General features: G+C 43.8%; 15 protein-coding genes. 11 read left to right on the forward strand and 4 right to left on the reverse strand.

The genetic code is table 11. From position 1 onward, the window contains the following. Positions 1-25: 25 nt before the first annotated feature. Both ilvD and QDI94_RS09330 read left to right on the forward strand, forming a co-directional pair. The gene (gene ilvD, locus QDI94_RS09325; protein ID WP_278418315.1) at positions 26-1,684 is read left to right on the forward strand and encodes a dihydroxy-acid dehydratase; all 1,659 of its coding nucleotides are present in this window, start codon (positions 26-28) and stop codon (positions 1,682-1,684) included. A 317-nt stretch (positions 1,685-2,001) separates the two neighbouring features. After that, positions 2,002-4,074, forward strand: a complete 2,073-nt coding sequence (locus QDI94_RS09330; RefSeq protein WP_278868540.1) for an elongation factor G — start codon at positions 2,002-2,004, stop codon at positions 4,072-4,074. A 251-nt stretch (positions 4,075-4,325) separates the two neighbouring features. Here QDI94_RS09330 and QDI94_RS09335 read toward each other — a convergent pair whose 3' ends face one another. Beyond that, positions 4,326-5,513 carry a L,D-transpeptidase family protein gene (locus QDI94_RS09335; protein WP_278868543.1) on the reverse strand — a complete coding sequence of 396 codons (1,188 nt, stop codon included), beginning with the start codon at positions 5,511-5,513 and terminating at the stop codon, positions 4,326-4,328. 185 nt (positions 5,514-5,698) lie between these two features. On the opposite strand from QDI94_RS09335, the gene QDI94_RS09340 reads away from it, so the two are divergent. Both QDI94_RS09340 and QDI94_RS09345 read left to right on the forward strand, forming a co-directional pair. Then, a complete protein-coding gene (locus QDI94_RS09340) occupies positions 5,699-6,268 on the forward strand; it encodes a DUF5662 family protein (protein WP_278868545.1) in 570 nt (189 codons plus the stop codon). Between the two features lie 17 nt (positions 6,269-6,285). Then, the gene (locus tag QDI94_RS09345) at positions 6,286-6,975 is read left to right on the forward strand and encodes a DUF6062 family protein (protein ID WP_278868546.1); all 690 of its coding nucleotides are present in this window, start codon (positions 6,286-6,288) and stop codon (positions 6,973-6,975) included. A 387-nt stretch (positions 6,976-7,362) separates the two neighbouring features. Here QDI94_RS09345 and QDI94_RS09350 read toward each other — a convergent pair whose 3' ends face one another. Together QDI94_RS09350 and QDI94_RS09355 are read right to left on the reverse strand one after the other, a co-directional pair. Next, the gene (locus tag QDI94_RS09350) at positions 7,363-7,578 is read right to left on the reverse strand and encodes a hypothetical protein (protein ID WP_278868548.1); all 216 of its coding nucleotides are present in this window, start codon (positions 7,576-7,578) and stop codon (positions 7,363-7,365) included. 13 nt (positions 7,579-7,591) lie between these two features. Further along, on the reverse strand, positions 7,592-10,681 hold the full coding sequence (locus QDI94_RS09355) for a hypothetical protein (protein WP_278868550.1): 3,090 nt from the start codon (positions 10,679-10,681) through the stop codon (positions 7,592-7,594). Positions 10,682-10,864: 183 nt separating this feature from the next. Between QDI94_RS09355 and QDI94_RS09360 the strand changes: the two genes are divergently transcribed. From QDI94_RS09360 to QDI94_RS09370, 3 genes are all read left to right on the forward strand, one after another. Beyond that, positions 10,865-11,101: a Smr/MutS family protein gene (locus tag QDI94_RS09360; RefSeq protein WP_101028399.1), complete on the forward strand. Its 237-nt coding sequence runs from the start codon at positions 10,865-10,867 to the stop codon at positions 11,099-11,101. A gap of 88 nt (positions 11,102-11,189) precedes the next feature. Then, a complete protein-coding gene (locus QDI94_RS09365) occupies positions 11,190-11,897 on the forward strand; it encodes a Crp/Fnr family transcriptional regulator (protein WP_101028400.1) in 708 nt (235 codons plus the stop codon). A gap of 67 nt (positions 11,898-11,964) precedes the next feature. Beyond that, positions 11,965-12,528, forward strand: coding sequence for a manganese efflux pump MntP (locus tag QDI94_RS09370; RefSeq protein ID WP_021883218.1), 564 nt, complete (start codon positions 11,965-11,967; stop codon positions 12,526-12,528). A gap of 372 nt (positions 12,529-12,900) precedes the next feature. On the opposite strand, the gene QDI94_RS09375 is transcribed toward QDI94_RS09370, so the two are convergent. Continuing rightward, positions 12,901-13,860, reverse strand: a complete 960-nt coding sequence (locus tag QDI94_RS09375; RefSeq protein ID WP_278868553.1) for an L-lactate dehydrogenase — start codon at positions 13,858-13,860, stop codon at positions 12,901-12,903. 534 nt (positions 13,861-14,394) lie between these two features. Here QDI94_RS09375 and QDI94_RS09380 point away from each other — a divergent pair. From QDI94_RS09380 to rpoC, 4 genes are all read left to right on the forward strand, one after another. Beyond that, complete coding sequence (locus tag QDI94_RS09380) at positions 14,395-15,237, forward strand: sulfide/dihydroorotate dehydrogenase-like FAD/NAD-binding protein (protein WP_021883219.1); 843 nt, start codon at positions 14,395-14,397, stop codon at positions 15,235-15,237. A gap of 2 nt (positions 15,238-15,239) precedes the next feature. Next, positions 15,240-16,634 carry an NADPH-dependent glutamate synthase gene (gene gltA, locus QDI94_RS09385; RefSeq protein ID WP_015522882.1) on the forward strand — a complete coding sequence of 465 codons (1,395 nt, stop codon included), beginning with the start codon at positions 15,240-15,242 and terminating at the stop codon, positions 16,632-16,634. A 523-nt stretch (positions 16,635-17,157) separates the two neighbouring features. Continuing rightward, positions 17,158-20,883, forward strand: coding sequence for a DNA-directed RNA polymerase subunit beta (gene rpoB, locus QDI94_RS09390; protein ID WP_101028403.1), 3,726 nt, complete (start codon positions 17,158-17,160; stop codon positions 20,881-20,883). Positions 20,884-20,895: 12 nt separating this feature from the next. Further along, a complete protein-coding gene (gene rpoC / locus QDI94_RS09395; protein ID WP_278868554.1) occupies positions 20,896-24,492 on the forward strand; it encodes a DNA-directed RNA polymerase subunit beta' in 3,597 nt (1,198 codons plus the stop codon). The last annotated feature ends 210 nt before the right edge of the window (positions 24,493-24,702 follow it).

The raw sequence follows: 24,702 nt of genomic DNA on the forward strand, positions 1-24,702 counted from the left end.
GATAATTATGGAAAGGGTGTTTACAATGAAAAGTTCAGTTATAAAGGACGGCGTAAGTACCGCACCTCAGCGTTCGCTTTTGAATGCTCTCGGTCTTACCGAAGAAGAAATCAAGAAACCTTTTATCGGTATTGTAAGTTCCAAGAACGATATCGTTCCGGGACATATGAATATAGATAAGATTGTTGACGCCGTTAAGCAGGGCGTTGCTCTTGCAGGCGGTGTTCCGATTGTATTCCCTGCAATCGCTGTTTGTGACGGTATTGCTATGGGACATGAGGGAATGAAGTATTCTCTCGTAACCCGTGAGCTTATCGCAGACTCAACAGAGGCTATGGCAAAGGCTCATGCGTTTGACGCACTTGTAATGGTTCCTAACTGCGACAAGAATGTTCCGGGTATGCTTATGGCTGCCGCAAGAATTAATGTTCCGACAGTTTTTGTAAGTGGCGGTCCTATGCTTGCTGGTCATGTTAAGGGCAAAAAGACAAGTCTTTCGAGTATGTTTGAGGCAGTCGGCGCTTACACGGCAAACAAGATTACTGCCGAAGAGCTTGCCGAGTTTGAAAACAAGGCTTGTCCGTCATGCGGTTCATGTTCGGGTATGTACACCGCCAACAGTATGAACTGTCTTACCGAGGCAATCGGTATGGGACTTCAGGGCAACGGTACAATTCCTGCTGTTTACTCAGAAAGAATCAAGCTTGCAAAGCACGCCGGCATGAAGGTTATGGAACTTCTTGAAAAGGATATCCGTCCTCGTGACATTCTCACGGAAAAAGCATTTATGAATGCTCTTACTGTTGATATGGCTCTCGGCTGTTCAACAAATACAATGCTCCACCTTCCTGCAATCGCAAAAGAGGCAGGTGTTAAGCTTAACCTTGACATTGCCAATGAAATCAGCAAAAAGACTCCTAACCTTTGTCACCTTGCTCCTGCAGGTCACACATATATGGAGGATCTCAACGAGGCAGGCGGTGTTTATGCCGTAATGAACGAGCTTACAAAGGTTGGACTTCTTGACACAGACCTTATCACGGCAACAGGCAAGACTGTAGGCGAGAACATTAAGGGTTGTGAAATCAAGGACACGGACATCATTCGCCCTGTTACAAATCCATACAGCAAGACAGGCGGTATTGCTGTTCTCAAGGGTAACCTTGCTCCTGACGGTTCTGTTGTTAAGAGAAGTGCCGTTGCAGAGGAAATGATGCACCACAAGGGTGCGGCAAGAGTGTTTGACTGCGAAGAGGACGCTCTCAGTGCAATTTATGACGGCAAAATCAATCCCGGTGAGGTTGTTGTTATCAGATACGAAGGTCCTAAGGGCGGTCCGGGCATGAGAGAAATGCTCAACCCGACTTCCGCTATTATGGGCAGCGGTCTCGGCAACTGTGTTGCTCTTATCACAGACGGCCGTTTCTCAGGCGCAACAAGAGGTGCGGCTATTGGTCATGTATCTCCCGAGGCAGCAGTCGGCGGTCCGATCGCACTTGTTAAAGAGGGCGATATGATTGAAATCGACATTCCTGCAAACACAATCAACCTCCTCGTTTCTGACGAAGAGCTTGCAAAGCGTAAGGCAGAGTGGAAACCCCGTCAGCCCAAGATTACAACAGGCTACCTTGCTCGTTATGCAAAGCTTGTTACATCAGGCGCACAGGGTGCGGTTCTCGAATAATCAAGTTTTCAAGGCTCTCGTTTTGAGAGCCTTTTCTTTTGTCGAAAACTGATTTTTTAGGGAATCAATCGTTAAAATGCACAATTGAACTTGCGAAAATCTGTATATTTTTCGGCTTAACATAAAATAAAAAAGCAAGTTGCACAATTCACCCCTTGTCCATTTGGGCAAAGGGTGAATTTTTTTATTTTGCCATAATTCGGTTGTTTATTTTATACAAATATGCTATAATAATTCCGTATTAATTGACACTATTGTTTAATTTTGTCGAAATAAGCTTGATTAGAATAGAAATTTTACGAAAGGGGATTTCACTTTTGAAACAATACGACGCTAAAAAAATTCTTAATATTGCCCTCGCAGGACACAGCGGCAGCGGCAAAACCTCGGTTGCGGAGTCAATACTCTATCTCTCAAAGATGAGCGAAAGACTCGGTAAGGTTGCAGACGGCAACACAGTCCTTGATTTTGACAGCGAGGAGATCAAAAGACAGACTTCAATTATGACGGCGGTTGCACCGATTGAATGGAAAAATACAAAAATCAACCTAATCGACACCCCCGGTCTTTTTGATTTTGCAGGCGGTGTTGCAGAGGGCATGAGAGCGGCTGATACAGCGCTCATCGTTGTTTCGGGCAAGGACGGTGTCTGTGTAGGTACCGAAAAAGCAGTTGAGGCGGCAACAAAGGCAGGGCTTACAAAGGTGTTCTTTGTAAACGGTCTTTGTGACGAAAGCGCCCGTTTCTATCGTGTATTCGAGAGCTTGAAGGCTACATTCGGTCCATCTGTTTGTCCTGTTGTTGTTCCGTACATTGTTGACGGTCAGGCAAACACTTATGTTAATTTGTTTGATTACAAGGCTTATGAGTACGGCACAGACGGCAGTGTAAAACAGACTGCGCTTCCCGATATGGGCGACAGGCTTGAGGGCTTGCGCGAGGCTATCAAGGAGGCTGTTGCCGAAACAAGCGAGGAACTTCTTGACAAGTTTATTATGGGTGAGGAGTTTACTCCCGAAGAAATCATTCTCGGTGTAAGTCAGGGTGTTAAGGACGGCACAATCTGCCCCGTATTCTGCGGCGACGCTCATAATACATTCGCAATTGATCAGCTTTTGAACAGTCTTACATGGCTTGCTCCGTCAGCGGCTGACAAGAGCGGTGAAATCGGTGTTGACCTTGACGGTGAACCCGTTGATGTTTCGGTTAATGACAGCGGTGCGGCTGCCGCAATCGTATTCAAGACGGTTGCAGACCCGTTCATCGGCAGACTTTCATATGTAAAGGTTGTTTCGGGCAAGGTAAGCTCGGACGCTCCTCTCATCAATATGCGTACAGGCGCACAGGAGAGGATAACAAAGGTGCTTTCCGTAAGCGGTAAAAAGCAGTCGGATGTTCCGTACATCGGTGCAGGCGACATCGGCGCAATTCCAAAGCTTGCATCAACAAAGACAGGCGACACACTCTGTTCGCCTCTCAGAAAGGTTGTTCTTGACGGAATCGACTATCCGTCATCATCATATACAATGGCTGTGTATCCGGCAAAGAAGGGTGACGAGGATAAGGTTGCTCAGGGCATTGCAAAGCTTGCGGACGAAGATCCGACAATCAAACTTGTTTCAAACCACGAAACCCATGAAATGCTCCTTTCGGGACTCGGTGAACAGCATCTTGATGTTGTAATTTCAAGACTTAAAACAAAATATAATGTTGACGCAGTCCTCAAAAAGCCAAAGATTGCATACAGAGAAACTATCCGCAAAAAGGTTTCCGCACAGGGCAGATATAAAAAGCAGTCGGGCGGTCACGGTCAGTTCGGCGATGTGTGGATTGAGTTTGAGCCGTGTGATTCGGACGGTCTTGTATTTGCCGAAAGAGTTGTCGGCGGTGCAGTTCCGAAAAATTTCTTCCCTGCTGTTGAAAAGGGACTTCAGGACTCAATCAAGAAGGGCGTTCTTGCAGGCTATCCGATGGTAGGCATCAAGGCTACTCTCTATGACGGTTCATATCATCCTGTTGATTCCTCCGAAATGTCATTCAAAACAGCGGCTTCTCTGGCTTATAAGAACGGTATTCCAAATGCTTCTCCCACGCTTCTTGAGCCGATCGGAAGCCTTAAAGCCAATGTTCCGGATGCAAATATGGGCGATGTAATGGGCGAGGTCAACAAGCGTAGAGGTCGTGTACTCGGTATGCAGCCGGGTGAGAACGGAACGCAGATTGTTGAGGCGGAAGTTCCTATGGCAGAAATGGATGACTTTGCAACCTACATTCGTCAGGTAACACAGGGCAGAGGTTCGTTTGATTTTGCGTTTGTTCGCTATGAGGACACCCCTGCAAATGTTGCTCAAAAAATTATTGAGAAAGCCAAGGCTGATTCTCAAGATTAGTACAGTAAATCAGAGGCTGTGAAGAACGAAGTTTTAAACTTCACTTCTTCACAGCCTTTTTGTGTTTTGTATGGGCGGCTTTGCGGCATTTATCAAATTTTGTAATATTGCAAATTGCAATGAATTTTGAATGTGATAACCATTAAGACAGAGGTTTTTAGGTGTGTTCGCTATCAGCAAAAATGCGTAATTAACCGACAAAGAGCATTACTGCCATATTTGGCAATAATGCTCTTGATTTATGTTGCTGTTTATTGTACCGTAACCGTAATTGTAACGCTTGAAGTTCTTTTAAGCACATCGGTAACTGAATAGGTCACCTTATATTTGCCCTTGCGTGCGGTTACCACATTACCCACAACCTCAATATCTGAGGTTATATCATTGCCGCAGGTGTCAACCGCCGTTACCCCTGTCAGAGCGTAAAATTCTCCGCCGCTTTTTATTGTGCAATCGTTCGCGCCGCTGATTGTCGGGGCGGCTGTGGCATACGGACACTTTTTACTGCTGTCTGTCGGATCCCATTTGTTATTGAAATCCGTAATTTTTATCGCGTCAGGCTTTCCGAGAGGTCCTGCCGTTTCGGCATCGTCATAAATATTGACCGCCGTACCTGTGGGGCAATTGTCATAAATCCACTTTGCGTCCGAAACCGCAAGCCTTACGCAGCCCTGCGACGCCTGCTCACCGAGCTTGTTGAACTCGTCAACCTCTAAATCCTGTTCGTTTAAGGTGTAGTAGGGAACAGAGTGAAAGAGGTAATCGCCTGAAATTCCGCTGATGTACCTGCCGAAAACATCGCCCACAAGGAACAGCCATTCGGTCTTTATTCCGATTGTGTAGTCGCCTGTGATTGTTGCGTTGTTCAACCCCGTTGAACAAACCATCGCTCTGACAGGAATTGTGTACTTGCCGTTTTTGTCGTATGTGTAGACAGTCACGCAGTTTGCCGTGCGGTTCACCTTGATTTCATACAGATTTTTTGCCTTGTTGCGCTTGTTTTGCTCGAGCTTGTCTGTATTTGCCGTTATGCAGGTTGAATAGCTCTGCTGTTTTTTTACCGTTGACTTCGTAACTGTTATCTGAAATTCGGCTTTGGATTTGTCCTTTAGGATTGCCGAAACAAGTGCCGTGCCTTCTTTTAATGCATCAACCCTTCCGCCGTCATCAACAGTCACGGTTTTACTGTCCGAGCTTGTCCATTTTGTAACAGATTCTGCTTTTTCGGATGACAGCTCAATAAGCTTTGTTTCGCCGACTTTTAATGTGAGCGAATCTAATGTGCTTGGTAATGTCGGATTTTCTGTTGCGGCTGTATCCGCCGTCTGTGTTTTTTTATGTGATTTAGAATCATTTCTGATTATACCCATTGTGCCGCATAATATGCTGGTTGCGATAAGTACAACACAAAGGAAAAAAAGGAAAATCTTCTTTTTCATATATTTTCTATCCTTATGCCCTTTACAAAAAATGGTTACAAAAATTTAACCTTTTCCTATTATAACTTTTTTAGTGTAATCTTGCAAGTACTATTTTAAATTGGCTGAAAATGTGGTAAAATGTCAGTCGGAAAATGTTTTTGTAATTTCCGAACTAATGATTAAAATAATTTATGGTGATAATTATGGCACATCCGATTAAACATTTCAGAACAATAACCCGCCACAGACACAAGGTAATTGCCAACTGCGCAAGGGCAGGAATTTTTTGGCAGGGATTAAGGCACGATTTGTCAAAATATTCGCCCACGGAATTTATTCTTGGTGCAAAGTATTTTCAGGGAACAAGAAGTCCGAATGAAAAGGAGAGAGAGCGGTACGGCTACTCTCTGGCTTGGATGCATCACAAGGGCAGAAACCGCCATCATTACGAGTACTGGAACGATTACAACCCAAAGTCAAAGCAAATTGAAAATGTTGAAATGCCGATAAAATATGTTATCGAAATGTTCTGCGACCGAGTAGCCGCAAGCAAAATCTATAACGGCGAAAACTACAAGGACAGCGATCCGTTCACATATTTTTGCAGAATCAGAGGCAAGCACCGCATGCATCCCAACACCGAAGCGTTGCTTGAAAAATTATTGGTTATGCTGAGAGATGAGGGCGAGGAAAAAACATTTGCCTATATCAGAAATATGAAAAAAGCAGCGGCGAGCCGTCGACAGAGTGCAGCCGTGCCTCATTTACGCTAACAAAAGGAGAATTATAAGTGAAAGAAACTATCTGCACAATTCCGATTAACGATATATTTATGCCGAAATGCGGATGTCCGTTTTGCCGAATGGAGAGTATGCTTGAGGAGCAGTATGTAAAATTTATTACGGGCGACGCGATGATGGAGCCTAATATCAGGATTGAAACCAACAAAAAGGGCTTTTGTCACCGCCATTTTTCGCAGATGTTTGAAAAAGGGCAGAAGCTCCCGAACGCTCTCATTCTTGAAAGCCACCTTCAGGAAATTATTGATAACGATATGCCGAAAAAATTGAAGGGAAAGCCTGATAAAAAGCAGTTGGAAGTCATAAAAAAGCGGCTTAATTCCTGCTATGTCTGCGACAGAATAGAGTGGGATATGCACCATTTTTGCGACACGATTTTTGTTGAGTGGGCAAAGGGAGAGGAGTTTTATAAGCTGTACAACGAACAGCCGTTCATCTGCCTTAAACACTACGATTTTATTATGAATGTTGCAACCCAAAAGAGCAAGCTGCCGTCAAAGCTTTTGCCGCAGTTCTACGCCGAAACGGCGGTACTTACAAAGAATTATCTTTTGTCACTCAAAGAGGATATAACATACTTTTGCTCAATGTTTGATTACCGCAATCAAGGCAAGGACTGGGGCACTTCCAAGGATTCAATTGAGAGAAGCGTTGAGTTTTTGACAGGCGAAAAACCGTAACCGACGAACCGCTGTCTCCAATTCGTGAAGAAAGTTTTAATTAAATGTAAAATTGAAAATTGAAAATTAAAAATTAATGTCGGGAAGACAGTTTGCAAAATAAAATGCAATGTCTTCCCGACTGTTTTGTTAATATGAAATTTACTGTTTATTTATATGGCGAACACGGTTCGCAGCTACTGACAAAGTTTGGCACAAACAAAAATTGCATCAGAACCTTACTTGGGTATCTGATGCAATTTTTTTATCTGACTGCCTTCTCGAATAGAATGCGGCGGCACACCGCCGACCGCAATTTTCAATTTTCCGCTTTCAGTTTTCAATTAAAAAAGTTCCGTTATGACAAATATATTCTCGCCATTGCGAAACTCTTGCCGACTGTCATTGTTAATTACACTGCCAGACTGCCATAACGGCATTGTAGTATTCGTCCGATAAGATGCTTTTAAGCGAAGCTCTGTCATCTTCATTATTTGAATATGCGTTGCGAACATTTTCGCCGACCTGCATTTCAGTTCCGTTATAGTTTATAAACTGCTGTCTGAGTACCGATACGCTGTCTTTTGTCAGCATATCAAGTGTGATTTTTTCTTTTAATTCCATAATTTTTGCCTCCTTAGCCTATGATGTATGTAACTATTACATTGATTTTTTCGCCTTCTGCAAATGTCGTACCGGGACTGTTTATGTACAGCCATGAGCCGTCAAGGCGAATATTAACAAGCTTGTTGGCAGTTGTATACACCGCAATGCTTGACAATCCGCTTGCAGTCATAGCATTGAATGGCAGTCCTGCGAACTGTACATAGTTTTTACCTGCAACAAGGGTTGTGATGTTTAGTGCTACCGTCACGGTTTTGCCGATTTTTGAATAGTTAAAACTGCCCTCACAGCCGTCATAAACAGCCTGTGCAGGAGTAAGTTCACCCTTGCCGACCTCAACATTTGACGAATCGTATTTAGTCGCAAGTGAAGTTTGGGTTGTCTTTTCAAATGCCAAAACCTCGTTCGCAACCTCTGTGACACCTTCCGCAACTTCATTCGGCAAATAGATTGATTCTTTTTCAGCAATCATAATTTTGGACACTTTGAAGAATCCTGTTCCGTAATAATCAAACCGAATCGCAATATAAGTGGTATCCTCTGCTGTCGTAAACGAACCAAAACCCTTTCTAAGTTCAAAGCGAGTTGCGTCTGTATTAATTCCATTTAAAAAGACATACGCTCCACAAGTGGTGGAAGATGGTAACCACGAGAATAAATATTTTGTATTTGGCTTTACTGCTATTCTCATAGATTGCGGCGCTGACGGATTCCATCCGTTTGTGTATCCATTGGGTTCAGTAGTTGTTATAGCAAATGATTTTTCGTTATAATCCACTTTGTCAAGAGTACCTCTGTAAACTGGATTAGTAAGCCCCTGTAATCCTTTTGCCCAAGCATCAAAATCAAAAATATTCGAGCTATTAACGAGGTTAGCTTTATTTGCCAGTGAAGTATCAACAGCATTTTTAGTATATGCGTCTGAAATGCCGTACCCTGCAAGTGTTGTTGCCTTATCAGCTTTGTTTCCGAGAACCTCGTTTGATAAGTCAGTACAATCAATTACCTCCCAGTCGCAATGGTCGGCTGGTGCAGCATACATCTTATTGATAGCAGATATGTTGATACAACCGTCAAGTGTTAATACATTCGGCGTGTCCGCATATGCACCCTTGAGCGTGCGTGCCTGTATTTCTGTACCTCCGAAATCACAATCTTTGAAGGTAATTTTTGCGCCAACTTTAATAGGTAAGCCAAAATCGCTGTTATCGGCATTATCGTGACTTTGATAACCAATAGTGCAATGCGTAGGTATGATTTTACAGTTTTCAATCAAGCCGACTTCGCCAAAACTGTGTCCGCAACCGAAGACTGGCACTGTTGTCTTATTCGCATAATCCACACAATCAGCACGACCGCCCCAAATAAAGGTACAGTGTCCCACAACCCAATTTGTTGCATAACCTGTTCCGCCACTTTCTAGGTGTATGCCGTATCTGATGTTTTTACAGTCAAATGTAAATCCTTTGATGTGCGTATGAACATTCAAATCAAGGTGGAATGGGCACTTTTTAATAATGTCTTCAGATTTTAATGTAGATTTATCAAATCCTGTTGCTCCGTCCCATTTGATTATTGTTGCGGCAGGATTATAAATGTTTTCGGATTCATAGTAAACATAATCCTTAGTCATTACGCCACGATAACCCACTAAGCCGACATCTGACATGCCTGCATATTTGTCCTGCAAATCTGTGTATGTACCTGCCATTACGACAATCGTATAGCGATTATGATAGCTGTTGTCTGAAATGCTGTTATTAGCTGACAAGATAGAGTTAAATTTTGTTTTTCCGAATCCCTCTGTATCCTCATCATAATCGTTTGAAACATACAAATAGTGCATTGTGTAGTCAGGAGCTTGATACAATGCAGGCTTAACCTTTTGAACAATCTTTTCAGGGCTAGCATATGCAGTCTTTTGATTGTTTTGCTCAATCTGCAAGTAACAGCTATTGTCTGTTAATCTATTTGCAGCAATGGCAATTTTAATATGGTCAATGACGATATCCTGTGTGGGAGTGTATGTAGCTGCTGCATTTTTAAGCGCACTCACCTCAGATAGTAACCATTTTGAGTCGATAACCGTTTGACCGTGTGCAGGATAAAACACACATCCTGTGTTGTTAGTTGTAAAATCCTGTAACGACAGGCAGTAAGGTTTATTAGCTTGTAATGCTATCGGTGTTTTGAGTGGTAAAAATGCGTTGATAGCCGCCGTAGATGTACCGCTCAAACTGATTTTGTTTTTACTAACAGTAATAGTTACACCGTTTTGGTATTGTGAGTAATCTGCCAAATTAGCTAAATTTATACTCTTAGTAACATCAAATAATTCACTACTGTTTACTTTTTCATCAAATTTACTTTTGACATCATATGCCAAGTTGACAGTTCTGACCGTGCCTGCTGCATTTTTAATTGCGTCCGTAATACCGTAACCGTCAAGAGTGGTTGCCCTGTCAGCCTTTGCGGCAAACATTCCGTCAAGCTCGTCGCGTCCGTATGACTTGCTTGCCGGCAGATAGTAGGCTTCAAGATACTTGATGCTTGGATAATTTTCCGACTGATTTACAATCTGCTGTCTGTTTTCAAGCTTGTTTGAAATGTTTTCTTTCAGCGACAAATTGCTCTGTTCAATAATTTTGCGGTTTTCGTCAATTTTTGCTTGCTGTTTTTTAGCTTCGGTAAGAGTTTTCAGCATCTCCTCACGCAATCTTAATGTTTCTGAGTTCGGATTGAGATACTCCCTGTCCTCAATCGGAATGCTTTCATCGGCATAAAGGGTAACAATCTGCGTCTGAAAAATACTGCCGTTTTCGCCCCTGCCTTCAAGCTGAAGTTCAAAATAGCCGTGCATAAAAATATCATTTTTCTTGACTTTCCATACGATTTTTGTCCCCAACCTGTCAACAGTAGTGCTGTCCGGAATTATTGAGTTGACGCTTCCGTCTGCAAAACGCAGATGAATGCGGTAGTCAGCCGTGATGTCAGTTATTCCGTTAATCAAAAACTCCTGCGTTTCGGCAAGGTTTTCGCCTGTGACTCCAATGCAGTTTGTCCCGTCAAAGGCTTTAGGTTTTCGTTTGTTATAAATAATCATAAATTACACCTCCATTTAAAGGATTTAAAAGGTGAAAAAATGTACTCTTTTATGCATTTATTCAAAAATTTATAACAAAGTTTTTTTATTTCCTGTTGAAAGGTTAAAACGGTTGCATTTGCAATTTCCTGTGGTATAATCTAATTTGAATGTTTTAAATGAATTGAACAGAGGGATACAACCATGTCTTATTCCGTAACGATTGATTTGCACGGCGAAACTGTTTATAGCGCACAAAAGGTGCTTACCGCTCGGCTGAAAAATATTTCGCCCGATGTCCGTGAGGTGTGCGTAATTTTCGGCTATCACAGCGGTACGGCATTGAAAGATTTTGTTATGCGGTATAAGAATAAGAAAATCGCCAAGAAAGTTTTAGGGCTTAATCAGGGTTCGGCCGTTTTCGTTTTGAAAGACGGATGATGCGTTTGCAATTAAGCAGGGTCGGATATTATGAATTGTACAAATAATGCCGTTACAACCCACGCCCCACGGTATGAGGGAGGATTAAATGAGAAAGTATGTAGAAGTTTTTACTCGTGACCATTTGCCAAAGCTGAGAGATCAGCTGTTGTTTTCGGGGCTGACGGATCACGAGATTTTTATGTTTATTCAATATGCACAGCCGTACTATATGTCGCTGAACCGTGGCAGTACGGCAAGGGTTGAAAACAAGTTCAGCCATATGACGGGTCTTGTGTTTTCAGGAACTGCATACCTTTATTCTGTGGACTACAACGGCAACAAAAGTCTGCTCAAAACAATTCGCAGCGGCGAGTCAAGCGGAACGCTTTATGCGATGTTTGACTACTACAACACGCTTGTTGAGATTATGGCAGGAGAGGACTGCGAAATTCTTTTTATTCCGCCGGAGCCGATGTTTATAACCGAGGATTCGCTTGCTTCGATTCAGCAGAAAATCCTCGTCAATATGCTTGCGTCACAAAGACAGGTGTTTTTGCAGATTTCGGAACACCTTGCCTGCCTTTCAAAGCGAAGTATCAAGGGCAAATTTATGCACCTTCTTCAAATCCATTGCAAGCGTGAGCATAGCTGTGAGGTTGATCTGCCGTTCTCCCGTGACGAGCTTGCAAACTATCTTGCGGTTGACAGAGCGTCACTTTCAAGAGCACTCGGTGAACTGAAAAAAGCAGGAATTATTGAATTTAAAAAGAGCCATTTCAAACTGATTGAAACAGCTGAATATCATTTTGATTAAATAACAGCCGGCAAACGGTGTTCTGTTTCCTTTCACCGCCGACTAAAATATAACGGAGGATAATATTATGAGTTTTGTGGAATTACTGCTGTTCGGCATCGGCTTGTCTATGGATGCATTTGCGGTTTCAATTTGCAAGGGGCTCTCCGTGCGTAAGTTAAGACCTAAACACGCAATTACTGTCGGATTGTGGTTTGGCGGATTTCAGGCGCTTATGCCGCTTATCGGTTATCTTCTCGGAAAGCAGTTTGAGTGGCTTATCACAAGCATTGACCATTGGATTGCATTCATCCTGCTTGCACTTATCGGTGCAAATATGATAAGAGAAGCCTTCGGTGAGGAAGAACAGCTTGACGATTCGTTTTCGGTCAAGACAATGCTGCCCCTTGCCGTTGCAACAAGTATTGACGCCCTTGCGGTAGGCGTTTCGTTTGCGTGTATTGATGTTGACATCGTGCCTGCAATCGCAATTATAGGCACAACAACATTCATACTTTCGGCTGTCGGCATCAAAATAGGCAATGTATTTGGTGCAAAGTATAAGTCAAAGGCAGAATTTTTAGGCGGTGCAGTACTGATTTTGCTGGGACTCAAAATTTTGCTTGAAGATTTAGGCTTTTTGCCGTTTTAATGGATTACAAATTGAAAGTTGACGGCGAGCCGCCGTTACCAATTCGAGAAGATAGTATAATATAGAAATCGCATCAGATGCCCGAAAAAGCTTTGATGCGATTTCTATATGAAAGTCGTTGCTTAAATGTAGGGGCGATCATCGGTCGCCCGCCCATGTGCAAAGCACATGATTGCACGCAATGCGTGCAAATTTGAATACACGTTTTCTATCACACCAAAACATTTTTATTAAACAAAAAGTTTCATCAAAGCGGGCGTCCGATGAACGCCCCTACACAGAATGGTACAATATATTGCAATGTTACGCTCGGGAATAATATGGCTTTTTAATATCATACTGTCTTCACGAACGGGGAACGGCGGCTCGCCGTTAATTTTCAAATTTCAATTTCTTAAAGTTGTCATTCAGAATTGTGCAGGAGTTATCTAACTTTTGCAATTCCTGTTCGGTTAATTTAAGTTCCAGAATGCGTTTTGCACCGTTTGCGCTTACTATGCACGGGTTGCCGATGAACACATCTTTCTTGCCGCCGTATTCGCCGCGCAGACGAACCGATACTGTCAGAACGCTGTTTTCATCTTGAAGAATTGCTCGGACGATACGAACAATTGACATACCGATGCCGTAGTAGGTTGCGCCCTTTGCCTCAATGATTTTGTGGGCGGCACAACGCACATCATCGCTTATCTGCTCAAGCTCTTCCATATAGTACGACTTTGGGTTATCACGCATGACATCCTTTAGCGGTTTGGCGGCAAGGAGTGCCTGACTCCACGGAACAAATTCGCTGTCTCCGTGTTCGCCTATTACATATGCGTGAATGTTGCGTGGATCAACCTCAAAATATTCGCCGAGGAGATATCTGAGCCGTGCCGTGTCAAGTGTAGTTCCCGTGCCGATAATTTTTGACGCATTGAATCCCGAAAGTTCATAGGTCACCCGTGTCATAATGTCAACGGGATTTGTCGCAACAAGGAAAATCCCCTCAAAACCGCTTTGCACAATCTTTGGCACAATTGAAGAAAATACAACTGCGTTTTTTTGCAAAAGCTGAAGTCTGCTTTCGGTGGGCTTTTGATTGGCACCTGCGCAGATTACAACAATGTCGGCGTCGGCACATTCGCTGTAACCTCCGCAGCGGATTTTCATGCTTGAATGCGAAAATGCAAGCCCGTGGTTCAAATCCATTGCCTCGCCCTCGGCACGCTTTTCGTTGAGGTCAATCATAATGAGCTCATCACACACATTTTGATTGAGTGCCGCATAGGCAAAGCTCATTCCGACCATTCCCGTTCCCACAAGTACAACCTTTCTTTTGTTTCCCGACATGTGACCGTCCCTTTCGTTTGTATTCTTTTTTTAGGGTTTTCATATGTGCAAAAATTATTCTTAGGTTCAAAAAATTGATTGAATTGTGCTTTTTGGGGGATTGTGAAAAAAATAACGGCAGAATAGGCTGTTTGTTTGGTGAAATGGCAAGAATTATATGTAAAAATCATCAAAATTCACTTGAAACGCAGATATAATTGTGCTAAAATTAATTCGACAAGGTGTTCGGAATACATTAGGCATATTCCGATTTTTATTTTATAGGAAAATATCAATTGTGAGATTCTTGTTTTTGAAAACTGTCAAATTTTGCCGAGTTGTGCTTTAGCATAAAATTCTTGCAAAGTTATGCTCTTATATCAAAAGTTTTTGAAAAGTAAGACTGTCTGCACGAATAGGGTGCGAGGCACTCGCTTTTCAGAATGTACAGGTGCTTGCAGAGTTACGCTCGGGCATTAAAAGTTTTTGAAAAGCAAGACTGTCTGCACGAATAGGGTGCGAGGCACTCGCAGAAAGGAAAAGAGGTAAAAGAGAATGTACAAGATAGTTAAGAAAAAATCTCTGAATCCAACCGTTACACTTATGGAAATTGACGCTCCGCTTATTGCCAAAAAGGCAGAGCCCGGACAGTTCATCATTCTCCGTGTTGACGAGAACGGTGAGCGTATTCCGCTTACGGTTGCAGGCTATGACAGAGAGGCCGGCACAGTTCGTATTATCTTCCAGATTGTCGGTGCAACAACAGAAAAGCTCAATCACCTTAACGAAGGCGATTATATTCACGATTTTGTAGGCCCTCTCGGTGTTCCCACACATACAGACGGTCTTAAAAAGGTTTGCGTTGTAGGCGGCGGCGTTGGCTGTGCAATTGCACTTCCGGTTGCCGAAAAGCTCCACGAAATCGGCTGTGAGGTTCACTCAATTGTCGGCTTCAGAAACAAGGATCTTGTTATTCTTGAAGATGAATTCAAGGCTTGCTCAGACAAGTTTATTCTTATGACAGATGACGGTTCATACGGTCAAAAGGGCGTTGTTACAGCTCCTCTCGAAGAGATGATTAAGGCAGGCGAGGACTATGACCTCGTTATTACAATCGGTCCGCTTATTATGATGAAGTTTGTTGTTAAAACAACAAAGCCTTACAATATTCCCACAACAGTTTCCATGAACCCGATTATGATTGACGGCACAGGTATGTGCGGCGGCTGTCGTCTTACAGTTGACGGACAGACAAAGTTTGCTTGTGTTGACGGCCCCGACTTTGACGGCTTTAAGGTTGATTTTGACGAGGCTATGAAGCGTGGCGCAATGTACAAGCCGTTTGAGCGTCATGCATACGAGGAAACATGTAATCTGTTCAAGAAGGAGGTTGAGTAATCATGCCAAATATGTCACCAAAAAAGGCTCCTATGCCATCACAGGATCCTAATGTAAGAAATAAAAACTTTCTTGAGGTAGCAACAGGCTACACAGAAGAAGTTGCAATTGAGGAGGCACAGCGTTGCCTTAACTGTAAACACAGACCTTGCGTAAACGGTTGTCCGGTACATATCGCAATCCCTGATTTTATCAAAGAGGTTGCCCAGGGCAACTTTGCAGGCGCTTATGATGTAATTTCGCAGTCAAGCTCACTTCCTGCTGTTTGCGGTCGTGTTTGTCCGCAGGAGTCACAGTGTGAGTCAAAGTGCGTAAGAGGCATCAAGACTGAGCCTGTCGGAATCGGCAGACTTGAGAGATTTGTTGCCGACTGGCACAACGCTCAGACAGATGTTAAGGTAAATAAGCCTGAGTCAAACGGTCACAAGGTTGCTATCGTCGGTTCAGGTCCTGCAGGTCTTACCTGTGCAGGCGACCTTGCAAAGAAGGGTTACGATGTAACAGTATTTGAGGCTCTTCACCTTGCAGGCGGTGTTCTCGTTTACGGTATCCCTGAGTTCAGACTTCCAAAGTCAATCGTTCAGAAGGAAGTTGACACACTCAAAGAGCTCGGTGTTAAGGTTGAAACAAATATGGTTATCGGCAGAGTTCTCTCAATTGACGAGCTTATGGACGATTACGGCTTTGAGTCAGTATTTATCGGTTCGGGCGCAGGTCTTCCGAGATTTATGAATATCCCCGGTGAGAACCTTTGCGGTGTTTACTCGGCAAATGAGTTCCTCACAAGAACAAACCTTATGAAGGCTTATAAGGACGACAGCACAACTCCGATTATGCACGCAAAGAAGGTTGCAGTTGTCGGCGGCGGTAATGTTGCAATGGATGCCGCTCGTTGTGCAAAGCGTCTTGGCGCAGAAGAGGTTTATATTGTTTACAGAAGAAGCGAAGAAGAGCTTCCTGCCCGTAAGGAAGAAGTTGAGCATGCGAAGGAAGAGGGAATTATCTTCAAGCTCCTCAATAACCCTGTTGAAATTCTCGGCAACGAAGATGAGTTCGTAACGGGTATGAAGTGCATTAAGATGGAACTCGGCGAGCCTGACGCAAGCGGCAGAAGAAGACCTGTTGAAATCCCCGGCAGTGAGTTCGTTCTTGATGTTGACGCTGTTGTTATTTCAATCGGTACATCACCTAACCCGCTTATCAAGGCTACAACAAAGGGACTTGACACTCAGAAGTGGGGCGGTATCATCGCTGACGAAAACGGTCTTACATCCCGTGAGGGCGTATATGCAGGCGGTGACGCTGTAACAGGCGCCGCAACGGTTATCCTCGCAATGGGTGCAGGCAAAACAGCCGCAGCCGCTATTGACGAATACATCCAGAATAAAAATAAGTAATTTTTGTTCTGAATTGAAAATGAAAAGTTATTGTCGGCGGTGTGCCACCGCTGTCAATTTGAGAAGATAGTATAATATAGAAATCGCATCAGATGCCCGAAAATGCTCTGATGCGATTTTTGTTTGTATCAAGATTCGTCAGTAGGGGCGTTTATCGGGCACTTCTATAGCTTAAAACCATACACCGTGTCGGGTGTTGCGTTAAAATGTGAAAAACAGCCCGAAAAGAAGAATAATTCTATTCAGGAAATAAAATCTGTAAAAAACCTGTGAAAAATAAAAAAAAGTCAGGAAAATCCGAAAAAAATCCGAAAATTCTCTTGACTTATTGATTATTTCAATATAGAATAATAAAATGTACCATAATGGGGATATGTACCGAAGAGGTCGGGAAAATCCGCAAAAAACTTTATCTGACAAGGGGATATTATCACAAAAATCCTTTTGTGTCAAGAGCTTTTTATGAGCAGGTTTTCAGTACCGCTTGCCCCGTTTCATAGATTTTTTAAGGAGTGATACGCCTATGGTTAATGTCAAACCCGTAAAGCTTGGCAACACCGAAAGAATGAGTTTTGGTAAAATCGATGAAGTAATTGATATGCCTAATCTTATTGATATTCAGAAAGCGTCATATAAATGGTTGCTTGACGAAGGTCTTAAAGAAGTATTTAAAGATGTTTCGGGCATTACCGATTATCAGGACAACCTTGTTCTTGATTTTATCGACTACACACTTGATGTTGATCACCCGAACTACAGCGTAATCGAGTGTAAGGTTCGTGACGCAACATATTCAGCCGCCCTCAGAGTAACCGCAAGACTTTTGAACAGGTCAACAGGTGAAATCAAAGAGAGCAATGTATTTATGGGCGATTTTCCGCTGATGACCGCAAGCGGCACATTTGTTATCAACGGTGCTGAGCGTGTTATCGTTTCACAGCTTGTAAGAAGCCCGGGCGTTTACTATAAAATGGATCACGATAAAACAGGTAAGGAGCTGTATTCAACAACAGTTATTCCGAACCGTGGTGCATGGCTTGAGTATGAAACCGATGTAAACGATGTTTTCTATGTTCGTATTGATAAGAACCGTAAGCTTCCCGTTACATCGTTCATCAGAGCACTCGGTCTTGGCTCGGATGCCGAAATTCTCGACTATTTCGGTGACGATGAAAGAATGAGAGCCACTATCGAAAAGGATGCCGCTTCAAATGTTGAAGAAGGTCTTATCGAGGTTTACAAAAAGCTCCGTCCGTCTGAGCCTCCGACAGTTGACAGTGCACAGACACACATAAACAACCTGTTCTTTGACCCTAATCGTTATGATATGTCAAGAGTAGGCAGATATAAATATAACAAAAAGCTCGGCATTGCAAACCGTCTTGAAGGTCAGGTTCTTGCAGAGCCGATTGCCAACCCGCGTACCGGTGAGGTTATGGCTCTTCGTGATGAGAAAATCACAAAGGAAAAGGCTTTTGAAATCGAAAACGCAGGTGTTAAGATTGCCTATGTAAAGGCTGCCGATGAAACAATCGTTAAGGTTATTTCTAACGGTATGGTTGACATCGCCTGCTATGTTGATTTTGACGCAGAAGCAGAGTGCGACATCAAGGAACATGTTCGTTTTGATGTTCTTTGCGAAATTCTTGATTCCTGCGAGAATGAGGACGACCTCAAGGAAATGCTCAGAAGCCGTGCAGATGAGCTTGTTCCTAACCACATCACGGTTGATGATATCTTTGCAACAATCAACTACCTTAACTGTGTTGCTCACGGTGTCGGTAATACAGATGATATCGACCACCTCGGCAACAGAAGAATCCGCTGTGTGGGCGAACTTCTTCAGAACCAGTTCAGAATCGGTTTCTCCCGTCTTGAAAGAGTTGTAAGAGAAAGAATGACAACTCAGTCACAGGATATGGAGTCGCTTTCACCTAACTCACTCATCAATATCCGTCCCGTAACAGCGGCAATTAAAGAATTCTTCGGTTCTTCACCGCTTTCACAGTTTATGGATCAGGGTAACCCGCTTGCAGAGCTTACCCACAAGCGTCGTCTTTCAGCCCTCGGTCCGGGCGGTCTTTCAAGAGACCGTGCAGGATTTGAGGTTCGTGACGTACACTACACACACTATGGCCGAATGTGTCCTATCGAAACTCCTGAAGGTCCTAACATCGGTCTTATCTCATATCTTGCTTCATTTGCCCGTATTAACAAATACGGATTTATTGAAGCTCCTTATCGTAAAATTGACAAGGAAACAGGCGTTGTAACCGACGAGGTTGTTTATATGACAGCCGATGTTGAGGATAACTACGCTGTTGCACAGGCTAACGAACCGCTTGATGAAAACGGCAGATTTGTTCATTCAAGAGTCGTAGGCCGTTACCGTGACGAATTTGTAGAGTATTCCCCCGACAGATTTGACTTTATGGATGTATCTCCTAAGATGGTTGTGTCTGTTGCTACGGCTATGATTCCGTTCCTTGAAAACGATGACGCAAACCGTGCTCTCATGGGTGCGAACATGCAGCGTCAGGCAGTTCCGCTCCTCCGCAGTGAGGCTCCTATTGTCGGTACAGGTATGGAGTACAAGGCCGGCACAGACTCGGGCGTTTGTATTCTTGCCGAGGAAGACGGCATTGTTATGAGCGTTGATGCCCGTAACATTCGCGTACAGTATGATTCCGGTAGAGTTCAGGATTTTGAAGTTGTCAAGTTCCTCCGTTCTAACCAGGGTACATGTATCAACCAGCGTCCTATTGTGTCAAGAGGTCAAAGAGTTAAGAAGGGCGAGGTTCTCGCAGACGGTCCCGCTACCGAGAACGGTGAGATTGCTCTCGGTAAGAACGCTCTCATCGGCTTTATGACATGGGAAGGTTACAACTACGAGGACGCTGTTCTTATCAATGAAAAAATCGTTCGTGATGATGTTTATACATCAATTCACATTGAAGAATATGACACAGAGGCAAGAGATACAAAGCTCGGTCCCGAAGAGATTACAAGAGATATCCCGAATGTCGGTGAAGATGTTCTTAAGTATCTTGACGAAGACGGTATCATTCAGATCGGTTCTGAGGTTAAAGCAGGCGATATCCTTGTCGGTAAAGTAACTCCAAAGGGTGAAACAGAGCTTACAGCCGAGGAAAGACTCCTTCGTGCAATCTTCGGTGAAAAGGCAAGAGAAGTCAGAGATACATCTCTCCGTGTGCCTCACGGTGAATGCGGTACTGTTGTTGATGTTAAGGTGTTTACCCGTGCAGACAGCAGAAACGAGCTCCAGCCCGGTGTAAACAAGGTTGTAAGAGTTTACCTTGCACTCAAGAGAAAAATCAGCGTAGGCGATAAGATGGCAGGTCGTCACGGTAACAAGGGTGTTATTTCAAGAATCCTTCCAATGGAAGATATGCCGTTCCTTCCGGACGGTACTCCGCTTGATATCGTACTTAATCCGTTGGGCGTACCTTCTCGTATGAACATCGGTCAGGTTCTTGAGGTTCACCTCGGTTATGCCGCAAAGGCACTTGGCTGGAAGATTATGACTCCTGTATTTGACGGCGCTCATGAGCAGGACATTTTCCAGTGTCTTAAAGACGCAGGTTACAGCGAGGACGGTAAGACATGGCTTGTTGACGGCCGTACAGGCGAGCGTTTCGATAACCCTGTAACAGTAGGCTATATGTACTACCTCAAGCTCCATCACCTCGTTGATGAAAAAATCCACGCAAGAAGCACAGGTCCTTACTCTCTCGTTACACAGCAGCCGCTCGGCGGTAAAGCCCAGTTCGGCGGTCAGCGTTTCGGTGAGATGGAAGTTTGGGCGCTTGAGGCTTACGGCGCTGCTTATACACTTCAGGAAATTCTTACAGTTAAGTCGGACGATGTTGTCGGCCGTGTTAAGACCTACGAGGCTATCGTTAAAGGTCAGAATATTCCTGCTCCGGGTATTCCTGAGTCATTCAGAGTTCTTATTAAGGAACTCCAGTCACTTTCACTTGATGTTCGTGTTCTTAACTCTGACGGTGAAGAAATTGACATTAAGCAGAAGTTTGATGAGGACGAGGATATTGTTGACGCAACAAATCCGGAATTTGAAGAAGACCATGTAATGACATCAATGGACGGCTACACTCTTGACGAGGGCGGCAAAGAAGGCAATATGTTTGACGATTCACTTGCCGATGTTGAAGAGGACAGCTATACATCGGACGATTACAGCGATGACTTTGGCAGTGACGATATGTAAGGAGGAAATGCAATGATAGATAATAATGTTTTTGACTCAATTAAAATCGGACTTGCTTCTCCTGAGCAGATGAGAGAATGGTCTTACGGCGAAGTTAAAAAGCCCGAGACAATTAACTATCGTACTCTCAAGCCTGAAAGAGACGGCTTGTTCTGTGAACGCATTTTCGGACCTACAAAGGACTGGGAATGTCACTGCGGTAAATACAAGAGAATCCGTTTTAAGGGTAAAATCTGTGACCGTTGCGGTGTTGAAGTAACCCGTTCAAAGGTCAGAAGAGAGCGTATGGGACACATTGAGCTTGCCGCTCCCGTGTCGCACATTTGGTATTTCAAGGGAATTCCTTCAAGAATTGCCCTTATGCTTGATATTTCTCCCAAGCTTTTGGAGAATGTACTCTATTTCTCACAGTACATCGTAACAGATCCCGGCGACTGCCGTGACCTTGCAAAGTATCAGTGCCTTACCGAGGGTGAGTACAATGATATGCGTGAGAAGTATGAGAATGACTTTGAAGCAGGTATGGGTGCCGAGGCAATCAAAAAGCTCCTTGCCGAGATTGACCTTGAGGCTCTTTCCGCTTCACTTAAAGCAGAGCTCGAAACTGCATCGGGACAGAAGAGAGTTAGACTCCTTAAAAGACTTGATGTTGTTGAAAGCTTCAGAATGTCGGGCAACCGTCCCGAGTGGATGATTCTCGATGTTGTTCCGGTTATTCCGCCGGATATCCGTCCTATGGTTCAGCTTGACGGCGGTCGTTTTGCAACAAGTGACCTTAACGACCTCTATCGCCGAGTTATCAACCGTAACAACAGACTTAAAAAGCTCCTTGAGCTTAACGCACCTGAAATCATCATCCGCAACGAGAAGAGAATGCTTCAAGAATCCGTTGACGCACTTATCGACAACGGCAGAAGAGGCAGACCCGTTACAGGACCTAACAACCGTGCCCTCAAGTCACTTTCGGATATGCTTAAAGGTAAGCAGGGCCGTTTCCGTCAGAACCTTCTCGGTAAGCGTGTTGACTACTCAGGCCGTTCGGTTATCGTTGTAGGACCTGAACTCAAAATGTATCAGTGCGGTCTTCCTAAGGAAATGGCACTTGAACTCTTCAAGCCGTTCGTTATGAAACGCCTTGTTGAAACTAAAGCAGAGCAGAATATCAAATCAGCAAGAAAAGCTGTTGAGCGTGCAAAGGACAATGTTTGGGATGCACTTGAAGTTGTAATCAAGGGACACCCCGTTCTCCTCAACCGTGCTCCAACACTTCATCGTCTTGGTATTCAGGCATTTGAGCCTGTTCTTGTTGAGGGTCGTGCTCTTAAACTTCATCCGCTCGCTTGTACAGCTTACAACGCTGACTTTGACGGTGACCAGATGGCTGTCCATGTACCTCTTTCGGCAGAGGCTCAGGCAGAGGCAAGATTCCTTATGCTCGCAGCAGGCAACCTTCTCAAACCATCTGACGGTCAGCCTGTTACAGTTCCTACACAGGATATGATCCTCGGTTCTTACTACCTTACACTTGATAAGGACGGTGAGAGAGGCGAAGGAAAGGTATTCCGTGATGTTGATGAAGTTATGATGGCTTATCAGACAGGCGTCATTGAGCTTCACTCAAAAATCAAGGTTCGCCGTGAGCTTGAAATTGACGGAAAAATCGAATCCGGTATTGTAGACACAACAATCGGTAAGATTATCTTTAACAATCCTATTCCTCAGGATCTCGGCTTTATCGACAGAAGTATCCCCGAAAACAGATTCAAGTTTGAGGTTGACTTCCTTGTTGGCAAGTCGGGTCTTAAGAAGATTATTGATAAATGTATTAAAATTCACGGTCCGGTAAGAACAAGCGTTGTTCTTGACCACATTAAGGCGCAGGGCTATAAGTACTCTACAAAGGGTGCTATCACAGTAGCCGTTTGTGACGCAGTTATTCCTCCTCAGAAAAAGGATATCATTGCCGAGGCAGAGAAGGAAGTTGATGTTATCCGTGATGAGTTTATGATGGGTCTTCGTTCAAACGAAGAGCGTTACGAAGAGGTTCTTCGTATCTGGGAAAAGGCTACTAACGATGTAACCGACGCCCTCCAGAAAAACCTTGACCGCTACAACCCAATCTTCATGATGGCTGACTCAGGTGCCCGTGGTAGTATGAGCCAGATCAGACAGCTTGCAGGTATGCGTGGTCTTATCGCCAATACATCAGGTAAAACAATCGAAATTCCTATCAGAGCTAACTACCGTGAAGGCCTTAACATCTTGGAGTACTTTATTTCATCTCGTGGTGCTCGTAAAGGTCTTGCCGATACAGCTCTTCGTACAGCCGACTCAGGTTACCTTACCCGCCGTCTTGTTGATGTATCACAGGAAGTTATTATCCGTGAAGAGGACTGCGGTACTACAGAAGGTCTTGAAATTTTTGACATCAAAGCAGGCGAATCAAATGTTATCGAGGGACTCCACGAGCGTCTTATCGGAAGATATCTCCTTGATGACTTCTGCGATTCTAACGGTAATGTTCTTGTTTCAAAGGATATTATGATGGGCGACAAAGAGGCTGACATCATCGTTAATTCGGGTGTTGACCACATCAAGATTCGTTCGGTACTTGAATGTCGTGCAAAACACGGCGCTTGCCGTAAGTGCTACGGTTCTAACCTTGCCAACCGACAGCCTGTTACTGTCGGTGAGGCTGTCGGTATTATTGCCGCTCAGTCAATCGGTGAGCCGGGTACACAGCTTACAATGAGAACATTCCATACCGGCGGTGTTGCATCTGCCGAAGATATCACACAGGGTCTTCCGAGAGTTGAAGAGCTTTTCGAGGCTCGTAAGCCAAAGAGCCTCGCAATCATCAGTGAAATCGACGGTGATGTTCGTTTTGAAGAAATCAAAAACGCAAAGCACGCTGTTATCTTTAACAAAGAAACAGGCGAAGAAAGAGCTTACCTCATTCCTTTCGGCTTCCGTGTAAAGGTATTTGAAGGTGACCATATCAAGAAGGGTGACAAGATTACCGACGGTGCTGTTAATCCGCACGATATACTCGATATTCTCGGACCCGAGGCAGTCATGAACTACCTTATTTCGGAGGTACAGAGTACCTACCGCTTGCAGGGCGTTGAAATCAACGATAAGCACATTGAGGTTATCGTTCGTCAGATGATGCGTAAGGTTAAGGTTGAGGACGCAGGCGACACAGGCTTTATGTCAGGTCAGACCTACGACAAGAACGAAGTTCTTTACGAGAATGAGCAGATTAAAAAGCGTATTGCCAACGGCGAAGAGGGTCTTCGTGAGGCAACATTCACACAGCTCCTCCTCGGTATTACAAAGGCGGCTCTTGCAACAGACAGCTTCCTTTCAGCCGCATCATTCCAGGAAACAACAAGAGTTCTTACAGATGCCGCTATCAAGGGTAAGGTTGATCCGCTCGTTGGTCTTAAAGAGAATGTTATCCTCGGTAAGATTATCCCTGCAGGTACAGGTATGCAGAGATATGCCGATGTTAAGCTTGAGAGCAATTCTGAGGCTGAAATCGTTGAGAACGACGAAACAGAGGATGTTATCGTTGCTCTTGAAGATGACGAAATTATGGACTTCTGATTTAACTGAATCAAACTATATAAAAACACGGTATGTGCCATTTGTGCGTACCGTGTTTTTTGTTCGTTTTGCAGTAATATTTACACTTATATTATACCGTTCTTCTCACAAATCATAAAAATATCTGCTGAATAAGATGAAAATATGTTGACAATCACAAAATAAAAATATATAATTGTCTTGTCAAGATAATTATTCTTGCTGTTATAG

Origin of the sequence: Ruminococcus bromii, from assembly GCF_928721825.1 — a bacterium.
Lineage (GTDB): Bacteria > Bacillota > Clostridia > Oscillospirales > Acutalibacteraceae > Ruminococcoides > Ruminococcoides bromii.

Bases quoted from the DNA above. Each gene is read 5' to 3' on its own strand.
- ilvD (WP_278418315.1), top strand. From the start codon at position 26: ATGAAAAGTTCAGTTATAAAGGACGGCGTAAGTACCGCACCTCAGCGT.
- QDI94_RS09335 (WP_278868543.1), bottom strand. From the start codon at position 5,513: ATGAAAAAGAAGATTTTCCTTTTTTTCCTTTGTGTTGTACTTATCGCA.
- QDI94_RS09340 (WP_278868545.1), top strand. From the start codon at position 5,699: ATGGCACATCCGATTAAACATTTCAGAACAATAACCCGCCACAGACAC.
- QDI94_RS09350 (WP_278868548.1), bottom strand. From the start codon at position 7,578: ATGGAATTAAAAGAAAAAATCACACTTGATATGCTGACAAAAGACAGC.
- QDI94_RS09355 (WP_278868550.1), bottom strand. From the start codon at position 10,681: ATGATTATTTATAACAAACGAAAACCTAAAGCCTTTGACGGGACAAAC.
- QDI94_RS09360 (WP_101028399.1), top strand. From the start codon at position 10,865: ATGTCTTATTCCGTAACGATTGATTTGCACGGCGAAACTGTTTATAGC.
- QDI94_RS09365 (WP_101028400.1), top strand. From the start codon at position 11,190: ATGAGAAAGTATGTAGAAGTTTTTACTCGTGACCATTTGCCAAAGCTG.
- QDI94_RS09370 (WP_021883218.1), top strand. From the start codon at position 11,965: ATGAGTTTTGTGGAATTACTGCTGTTCGGCATCGGCTTGTCTATGGAT.
- QDI94_RS09375 (WP_278868553.1), bottom strand. From the start codon at position 13,860: ATGTCGGGAAACAAAAGAAAGGTTGTACTTGTGGGAACGGGAATGGTC.
- QDI94_RS09380 (WP_021883219.1), top strand. From the start codon at position 14,395: ATGTACAAGATAGTTAAGAAAAAATCTCTGAATCCAACCGTTACACTT.
- gltA (WP_015522882.1), top strand. From the start codon at position 15,240: ATGCCAAATATGTCACCAAAAAAGGCTCCTATGCCATCACAGGATCCT.
- rpoB (WP_101028403.1), top strand. From the start codon at position 17,158: ATGGTTAATGTCAAACCCGTAAAGCTTGGCAACACCGAAAGAATGAGT.
- rpoC (WP_278868554.1), top strand. From the start codon at position 20,896: ATGATAGATAATAATGTTTTTGACTCAATTAAAATCGGACTTGCTTCT.